The following is a 7,302-nucleotide window of genomic DNA, read 5'->3' on the forward strand; positions in this document are numbered from 1 at the left end:
TCTAGTCAATTCCCTCTACTATTAGTTCAATTGGACAATGGTCGCTTCCTAAAATTTGTGCATGAATATCCGCACTTTGCACATGCTGCATAATGCGCTCTGATACGATAAAATAGTCAATTCGCCAACCAATATTGCGCTCGCGTACTTTATTCATATAGGACCACCATGTGTAAGCATCTGTGCGCTCTGGATATAATGTACGAAACGTATCGTTGAAGCCTGATGCAAGCAATTCTGTCATCTTTGCTCGTTCTTCAACTGTTACACCAGAGTTGCCTTGATTGGCCTTCGCATTTTTTAAATCAATATCCTGATGTGCAACATTTAAATCACCACAATAAATGACGGGTTTTTTTGCGTCAAGTTGCTTCAAATAGAGCGCTAATTTTTCCTCCCATTCAATACGATAAGGCAGCCTTGCTAAATCACGCTGTGCATTCGGTGTATAAACATTTACTAAATAAAATTTCTCATATTCTAATGTAATGATACGCCCTTCCGCCTCGCTATTTTCATCTCCAACTCCATAATGAACATAAAGAGGTTCATGCTTTGTAAAAATAGCTGTACCTGAATAACCTTTTTTCTGTGCATAATTCCAGTATTGATAATAACCCTCTAATGGTAAATCGACTTGCCCCTCCTGACACTTCGATTCTTGAATACAAAAGAAATCTGCATCCATTGTATGAAAATAATCTAAAAAGCCTTTTGTCACACATGCTCGAATACCGTTAACATTCCATGAAATAAACTTCATTTTATTGCTCCTTACAATCGTCAGGGGGATTTAGCTCCCCCCTAGTTTTAATCTTCGCCCACAATTTTCACTTCAAGCTCTAAATCGACATCAAACTTTTCTTTGACCACGCGCTGTACCATGCGGATTGTCTCAATATAATCAGTCGCTGTTGCATTATCTTTATTAATAATAAAGCCTGCATGCTTTTGGGATACTTCGGCACCACCAACACCTTTTCCTTGCAGCTCACTATCTTGAATAAGCTTCCCTGCAAAATGACCTGGTGGACGCTTGAAGACACTTCCTGCTGAAGGATATTCAAGTGGCTGACGTGATTCTCTTTGGTATGTTAAATCAGCTATCTTCGCATCAATTGCTTGTTGTTCCCCATGCTGCAATTGGAACGTTGATGATAAAACGTAGTAGCCTTTTTTAGCAATAATACTCGTACGGTAGCCTAACTCTAACTCATCCTTTGTCAAAACAATGCGTTGTCCCTCTGGTGTCAGCACAACCGTTTCTAAAATGACATCCTTAATTTCTCCGCCATAAGCCCCTGCATTCATCGCCATCGCACCACCAATTGAACCTGGAATGCCACATGCAAATTCTAAGCCTGTCAAGCTCTCAGCTGCTGCATATTTTGAAACATCCTTTAATAATGCGCCACCTTGTGCGAAGACAAGCCCATCTGTTATTTTAATTTGATTTAATTTCGAAAAATTGATGACGATACCGCGTACCCCACCATCACGTACAACCATATTCGAGCCATTCCCAAGCATAAGCAAAGGCACATTATGCTCATGTGCATACTTCACAATAGCTTGCGCCTCCTGCTCTGTATTTGGCATAACGAAAATATCCGCATGCCCTCCTAATTTTGTCATTGTATATGCTTTTAACGATTCATTTATTTTCATATTTGAAGGATCAATGATTTTAGCTAAATCATTCACCCACTGTTGTAATGTCATAAAACGATTTCCTTTCCTTACATTTATCTCAATTATACTTTCTTAGTATCTGTTTTTATAACCTATTTGACAAGTAAATTATTGCTTGCGGTTCACTTTACAAGCTTTCACCTCTATCCTTTCTATTTTACCGACAATTTAAAAGAAAGTAAAATTGTATAGAATTGTGTGTGTGCCTGGCACCGAAACTTTTTACTAGTTTCACCCGTATAAAATACATGGAGGTGCTTTATGGAACAGTCTTCTCAAACAAAGCCTAGTGCTTTTCGGTCATTTATTTCCTTATTAAAAGGCTTAAATTGGCCTGTTGCCATGATTGTTATTGCGTTAATTATTACATTAACAGAAACAGTGGCTAGTCTTGTTTTACCATTAGTGACAATGAATTTAGTTGATAATTTAACGACAGAGTTATTTAATTGGCGTATCTTAGCGATTATTTTAGTTGTCTTTCTTGTGCAGGCGGTCGCAGGTGGTGTGTCATTTTATTTATTAACGTTTATTGGCGAACGGATCGTTGCAGATTTGCGTGAAAAACTGTGGCATAAAGTGCTGCGTTTACCTGTTAGCTTTTATGACACGAATGAAACCGGTGCAACAATGAGCCGTATTACGCAGGATACGACGACATTGAAAACGCTCATTACACAGCAAATGGTGCAAGTGATTTCTGGAGCAATTTCCATTATTGGTGCGATTATATTGCTCTTTATTATCGATTGGAAAATGACTTTAATTTTGCTAATTAGTGTACCTGTATCTTTACTTATTATGATGCCACTCGGTAAAATTATGCAGAAAATCGCCATTGCTACTCAATCGGAAATGGCTTCCTTCTCTGGCTTACTTGGACGTATTTTAGCCGATATTCGCTTAGTAAAAGCCTACAATGCTGAGTCCTTTGAAAATGAACGTGGCAATAAGGCGATTCGTTCTTTATTTGGCTACGGCTTAAAGGAAGCTCGTGTACAGGCGCTTATTTCACCAATTATGACATTATTAATGATGCTTGTACTTGTTGTTATTTTAGGCTATGGCGGTACACAGGTGGCAAGTGGCGCTTTATCTGCTGGTGCACTTGTAGCAATTATTTTTTACTTGTTTCAAATTATCGTACCATTTGCACAAATGGCAACATTTTTTACATCATTCCAAAAAGCAATGGGGGCAACGGAGCGTATTCAAGAAATTTTCTCTATGCCAAGTGAACCAAATGCATTAGAGCAACCAGCAACACAAGGTACAATCGCCTTTGAACAGGTGGGCTTTCAATATAATGAAACGAAGCAAATTTTGCAAAATCTTACCTTCACTGCCTCACCAGGGACAGTTACTGCACTCGTTGGACCGAGCGGTGGTGGAAAAACAACCATTTTTTCATTATTAGAGCGCTTTTATGAGCCAACAAATGGGCGAATTTCTTTTAACAATAAGCCAATTTCTACATTTAATTTACAGGCTTGGCGCAGTAACATCGGCTATGTCTCGCAAGAAAGCCCTTTATTAAGCGGCACGATTGCAGATAATATTATGTACGGCATGAAGCAGCAGCCTAGTGAGGAGCAGTTGCGAGCAGCAGCTGAAGCCGCCAATGCATTACAATTTATTGAGGAATTACCTGAAGGATTTGCAACTGAGGTGGGCGAGCGTGGCATGAAGCTATCTGGTGGTCAGCGACAGCGTATTGCTATTGCACGAGCATTGCTACATAATCCACAAATTTTACTTTTGGATGAAGCAACCTCTAATTTAGATAGCGGCTCAGAAATTTATGTACAAGAGGCTTTGCAGCGCTTAATGCATGGACGCACAACATTTATTATTGCCCATCGCCTTGCAACAATTTTACATGCTGACACAATTTTATTTATTGAAAAAGGACAAATTACAGGTCAAGGCACACATGAGGAGCTTCTTGCTAGGCATGAACTATATCGAGAATTTTCAGCAGGACAAGGGTTAATTGAATAACTAAAAATAAAGGCGTGTTGGAGAGGTAATACCTTTCCTAACACGCCTTTTATTTGCTTATTTCAATTGGAATTTACCAAAGCCATTTGCACTTGGCCCGATGTATTCAATATTGCTGCCTTCTGGAATATAGTCCTTTGCTACATCAGCAGTTTGGAACACTACCTTTGTATTTGCAGGGAAGTCTACAAATTTCCAGTTGTTGTTTGCTTGTGGATTAATCGTACCTTTTTCAATAATGTAATCGATAATCGCTTGACGATTTTCATGTGCGTATACTGTTAAGTTTGATTGGTCTGGCTTCACAAACTGTGCTCCGTAAGAGCCACCAACACGGTAGTTATTCACAATGATTAAAAATTCCTGTGATAAATCGATTGGTTTACCATCAAATTGAACATTTTTAATACGATTTGCTGATTCATCTGCAACGTTACCACGACGATCATACTTCGCAGGAGATGTTACATCAATTTCATATGTTACACCATCTAATACATCAAAGTTGTATGAACGTGCCTCTGGATCAATAATATTTTGCTCTTCTGTTTTTGCAGGATCAATTGTTGCAAATACACCCGCAGCCATTTCTAACCACTCAATTACATCTGCGCCTGTTACTTTAACAGTTGCAACTGTATTGTCATAATGGTAAATGTCTGCCATGTTTTTAATCGCTAACGGACCTGCTGGAATATTTGTATAGTCGCTTGCATTATCACGAGAGCCTGCTTTAAACGGAGCACCTGCTGATAACATTGGTAGCTCAGCGTCCGCTGTGCCTTTTAATTGGTCTTGAATAAACCATGTTTGTGCCTGTGTAATAATTTCGATTGCTGCTGTATCTTGTACTAAACCAAAGTAGCTGTTAATAGGGGCTGCTGTTTCCCCAACTGCACGACGGATATACTCTAAAGTGCCCTCATGTGCTTCCTTCACAGCGTCTAATACGTCTTTGGATGGCACTAAGCCTTCACGATTAATTGAGCGAATTTCGCCTGTCCCATCTGTTACAACCCACTCATCGCCTTCAAGCTCAAGCTCTAAATCAATAACACCAAGATGGCTTCCATATGCACCAGGCATTACTGTTGGTACTCCATTAATTGTTCCTTTTTCTTGATCAACATTCGCTAAGTCTTTGTAGTCACCTGGGAATTGTAAATGTGAATGCCCTGTAATTACTGCATCTACACCTTCTAATTCAGTAATTTGGTAGCCTACATTTTCATTGCCTTGTACATTTTGGTCTGAACCAATACCAGAGTGTGAAAGCACAACAATAACATCTGCTCCGGCTGCCTCCATATCAGGAATTACTTTTTCCAATGCATCAACTGGCTGATCCACTGTTACTTTACCTGTTAAATGGATTGCATCCCAGCCTAAAATTTGCGTAGGTACAATGCCTGTTACCCCTACTTTAATGACATGCTTGTCGCCATCTTCATCTACCACTTCACGCTCTATAATTGCATATGGCTCAAAGTAGTAGTCACCTGTTTTCGCATCGCGTACATTGGCATTTACCCAAGTATATTCTGCATCATCCATTACTTCATTTAAATAATCTAAGCCATAGTTAAATTCATGGTTTCCTAATGTTGCTGCATCGTAGCCTAAAGTGTTAAGTGCTGCTACTGCTGGATGCACTTCACCTTGCTTTAATGTCGCTTCAAGTGCCTTATATGATCCTAGTGGTGTACCTTGAATTAAGTCACCGTTATCAAATAATAAATTATTTGGATTTTCGTTACGTGCCTCATCAATTAATGTAGCAGTATTAGCTAATCCAACATCTTTCGCATCTTTGTCTAAATAATAGTTGTAGTTTGCTAGATTGGTATGGATATCTGATGTACCTAAAATGCGTAAAGCTACCTTCGCTTCATCTTCATCCGTTACCGCTTCCTTATTGTATTGCTCTACAAAACGCTTCACAATAAGCTCCATTTGTTGCTCTGTCACAATTTTCGTATGACTAATCGTGCCATCTGCAAAGCCATTTAAAATTTCTAGCGCTGCTGCATTTGCCATATCCTGCTTATGTGATGCATGGATTTTGGCATTGTCAGTAAATTGGTTCAATACATCAAGTGGTGCATTTTCTGTTGCTAAGCCACGTGCTGCGATAACGAATGCATGTAAACGTGTTAATTTTTCGTCTGGTGCAAAAGTATCTGCAGATTTACCGTGAATTAAATTTAATTCAACTGCTTTTTCTACATATGGTGCTAATTCCTTTGATACATCTTTAAATGTGATAGAAGAACCATCACCTAGCTCTACGCCTAGCTCTTTAATAAGCTGTACAACGTAGTCTCCACGTGTAACAGATTCCTTCGCTGCCTCAGCAGGTGTCATACCACCTAGTCCAGCTGCAAGTATTAATGATGCTACAGTTCCTGTTAAAAATTTACCTTTCATTTTGCCACTCCTTGAAATTTATTTAATCAAAGCCCATACTTGTGTTTTTACAGGCTCATCTCCCTTTGTCCACCATTTCGCTTGGTAGGTTGCCCCTTTATATAGAGCCTTCTCTCCACCTAAATAAACCTTTTCAGCATCCCAAGCGGATAGCTTGCTAGCCCCCTCTACTAAAGCCCATACTTGCGCTTTGTCAGGTCTTTCACCTTTTGTCCACCATTTCGCTTGGTACGTAGCGCCGTTATATGTGGCTTTATCTCCACCTACATATACTTTATTGACATCCCAAGCTGGCGTTTTAGCTACAGGCGCCTCTTCTCCTATTAAAGCCCATACTTGTGCTTTTCCAGGCTGATCGCCCTTCGTCCACCATTTCGCTTGATAAGTCATGCCTTTGTATGCGACTTTATCACCTTCTACATACACCTTTTTCGCATTCCATGCGATGCTCTCGCTTTTATCAGGCGCTGGCTGAACAAATTGCCCATCAAAGTTAGCGTCAATGACATTGTAAAAGGCATTCGGTGTATCACCTATTTCCCAATATGCAACGATAATGTGATAGCCTTTGCGCTCTGGCACAACACATTTATGAGTAGCCTCTTCCCCAGGGCGTTTCCCATTATTTTTTACCGTACAAAAACGCTCTAAATCAGCACGCTTTAAAGGCTTATTCGGATTCCAGCCTTCCTTTGTAATGTAATATTCAAACTTGTCTGTCGCATGTGCTGCAGTAAATTTCCAAGTAAACGTGTTTGCACCGCTTTTCATTGGTACTTTCGCCCAACGCTCAGCTGTTTGCTCATCTAATTTTGGGAATGCTCCATTTGCGCTTGCAATTTTGCCATCAGCGGGCCCTGCACTTGGAAAATTGCCTGGTGCTTCTAGGCTTTGAGGCTCATATATAATTGAACCACAATCATTATTTACCTTTTGCGCACAGAGCAATGCCCTGCTTTCAGGTGATTTTACATAGCCGTGTGCCGATGCTTTATGAACAAAACTAAAAGTGACAATAACTACTCCAAATACGACTAGTAATAGCTTCATAGTTTGTAATCGTAACCTCATTTCACAGCCTCCCGTTCATTATTAAGTTACTATCTTTCACTAGCGTCGCATAAATTTTAACTGAATTTTCTGTTTTCTTGTTTTTACTCATGAGAAGAAAAACAAAGACAT

Annotated in this window: 5 protein-coding genes; 1 reads left to right on the plus strand and 4 read right to left on the minus strand. The window is 39.7% G+C overall.

Going from position 1 to position 7,302, the window contains the following annotated elements:
• Window position 1 precedes the first annotated feature (1 nt).
• Entirely contained in the window at window positions 2-763 is a 762-nt protein-coding gene (locus M3Z76_RS15320; protein WP_293928481.1) for an exodeoxyribonuclease III, read from the minus strand.
• A gap of 47 nt (window positions 764-810) precedes the next feature.
• Complete coding sequence (murB, locus tag M3Z76_RS15325; protein WP_293928480.1) at window positions 811-1,722, minus strand: UDP-N-acetylmuramate dehydrogenase; 912 nt, start codon at window positions 1,720-1,722, stop codon at window positions 811-813.
• A 231-nt stretch (window positions 1,723-1,953) separates the two neighbouring features.
• On the opposite strand from murB, the gene M3Z76_RS15330 reads away from it, so the two are divergent.
• Complete coding sequence (locus M3Z76_RS15330) at window positions 1,954-3,693, plus strand: ABC transporter ATP-binding protein (protein WP_293928478.1); 1,740 nt, start codon at window positions 1,954-1,956, stop codon at window positions 3,691-3,693.
• A gap of 57 nt (window positions 3,694-3,750) precedes the next feature.
• Here M3Z76_RS15330 and M3Z76_RS15335 read toward each other — a convergent pair whose 3' ends face one another.
• Both M3Z76_RS15335 and M3Z76_RS15340 read right to left on the minus strand, forming a co-directional pair.
• Window positions 3,751-6,120: a bifunctional 2',3'-cyclic-nucleotide 2'-phosphodiesterase/3'-nucleotidase gene (locus tag M3Z76_RS15335; RefSeq protein WP_293928476.1), complete on the minus strand. Its 2,370-nt coding sequence runs from the start codon at window positions 6,118-6,120 to the stop codon at window positions 3,751-3,753.
• A gap of 18 nt (window positions 6,121-6,138) precedes the next feature.
• Window positions 6,139-7,191, minus strand: coding sequence for a lytic polysaccharide monooxygenase (locus tag M3Z76_RS15340; RefSeq protein WP_293928474.1), 1,053 nt, complete (start codon window positions 7,189-7,191; stop codon window positions 6,139-6,141).
• Window positions 7,192-7,302: the final 111 nt, after the last annotated feature.

Origin of the sequence: Metasolibacillus sp. (assembly GCF_025291715.1) — a bacterium.
GTDB classification, from domain to species: Bacteria; Bacillota; Bacilli; order Bacillales_A; family Planococcaceae; genus Metasolibacillus; species Metasolibacillus louembei.